Annotated in this window: 3 protein-coding genes and 1 pseudogene; all 4 read left to right on the top strand. The window is 47.2% G+C overall.

What is annotated here, in order from left to right:
• Positions 1-284 (top strand): annotated as a pseudogene (locus U4E84_RS17840) (integrase); the annotation flags it as partial.
• A gap of 229 nt (positions 285-513) precedes the next feature.
• Positions 514-819 (top strand): hypothetical protein, encoded by a 306-nt coding sequence (locus U4E84_RS17835; RefSeq protein ID WP_322533418.1) that lies wholly within the window; start codon positions 514-516, stop codon positions 817-819.
• Between the two features lie 61 nt (positions 820-880).
• Complete coding sequence (locus U4E84_RS17830) at positions 881-1030, top strand: hypothetical protein (RefSeq protein ID WP_322533417.1); 150 nt, start codon at positions 881-883, stop codon at positions 1028-1030.
• A gap of 34 nt (positions 1031-1064) precedes the next feature.
• Positions 1065-1251: hypothetical protein (locus U4E84_RS17825; protein ID WP_322533416.1), on the top strand; the 187-nt coding region annotated here is incomplete at its 3' end.

The raw sequence follows: 1251 nt of genomic DNA, 5'->3' as shown, positions 1-1251 counted from the left end.
GAAGTGACCGTGCCAAGGTCTATGTCCACTTGAACAACGACGACGTCAACAAGGCGATCCGAGAGCAGTACGGGCTTGACTCAGAAGACGAAGAGGAGAAGAACGTTAATTGTCCATTCTGTAATACGGAGAATGAGTCCCAGTTTAGCGAGTGCCGTAACTGCGGCAGGCCTTTATCACTGAGGGAAGAGTCTGAAAAAGAGGAAAAGCAGGCCGTCTTGGAACGGTTATCGGAACTTGAGGAGAGGGGCGTATTGGATAAGCTTGATAAGATGAATATCTGAACTTTACCGTATTGGGGAAAGATTGATTGTATAACAACTCCCCTGATGGGGCATGACACGGAAGTGCCGGGTCTGTGGAAACGGTAAGAACAGGAAGCAAGGCGCACCAATGTACTATGAAGCGATTCAAGATTATGCTCATGTAGCTTGCGCTCGGAAAGCTGGTTTCAACAAAGGAAGGTAAACCAGTGGGTTATACTAATCAATCTTAGTCTCCCAACATTTTCTCATGTCTGTAGAAATTGTTGATCGCTCTTTGAACGCTGAGGAAACAGTATTGGTAGAGTTTGAAACGGGACCGGTATTTCGCGTTCCCGGTGATTTCACGATTCGTGAAGTAGCAGCCCACTTGCTAACACCGGAACGGTCTGAAGAGCTCGCAAACATTCTAGAAGAAATTCATGAGGCAGGGAATCAAAAGGCAGAACACGGAACGCCACCAGTGATTCAGGTATTCGCCAATGGATCCAAAATCGGGCTTAATCACAAGCTTCCGGATACAGAGAAGGTAGTTATCAATTTTTCGAATAGTTGATTTCATTCGAATCCCGTCCTCTCGCACCTGAGTAAAAAATATTTGCACTAAACTTGTGAACATGAGGATCGCATCAAGCGAAGTGTTCGAGGCGGAAGAACTGTTAGAGGAGATCAGTTCGTGGAGTAATGAGGAGATCGAGGAGTTACCGCGTTTGTATAGGGAGAAGGCAAGAGAATATCGGAGGCTAGTGCAACAAGGCGAGCAGTAAACGCCTTCTCAGGCCTTCTCCAAATTATTCTTTTGTGGAGTACTTCGATTACGGCGAGGTCCAGGCCTTTGACAACGGTTTTAATGTCGAGGAGTTTCTGGAGCGGTCGCAGAACCGGGAGCAGGAGCAGATAGAGAGGAAGCTCGATCGAGTCGATAAGTTGCTTGAGGAGCGTGAGAGAATCCATGAGGACGCTGTAACCGAGTTGGAGTCGAAGCTTG

The sequence above is a fragment of the Halorubrum sp. AD140 genome (genome assembly GCF_034497445.1).
Classification (GTDB): Archaea; Halobacteriota; Halobacteria; order Halobacteriales; family Haloferacaceae; genus Halorubrum.
The sequence above is the reverse complement of the archived record's forward strand: the minus strand, read 5'-3'. Positions and strand labels throughout refer to the sequence as shown.

Bases quoted from the DNA above. Each gene is read 5' to 3' on its own strand.
- U4E84_RS17835 (WP_322533418.1), top strand. From the start codon at position 514: ATGTCTGTAGAAATTGTTGATCGCTCTTTGAACGCTGAGGAAACAGTA.
- U4E84_RS17830 (WP_322533417.1), top strand. From the start codon at position 881: ATGAGGATCGCATCAAGCGAAGTGTTCGAGGCGGAAGAACTGTTAGAG.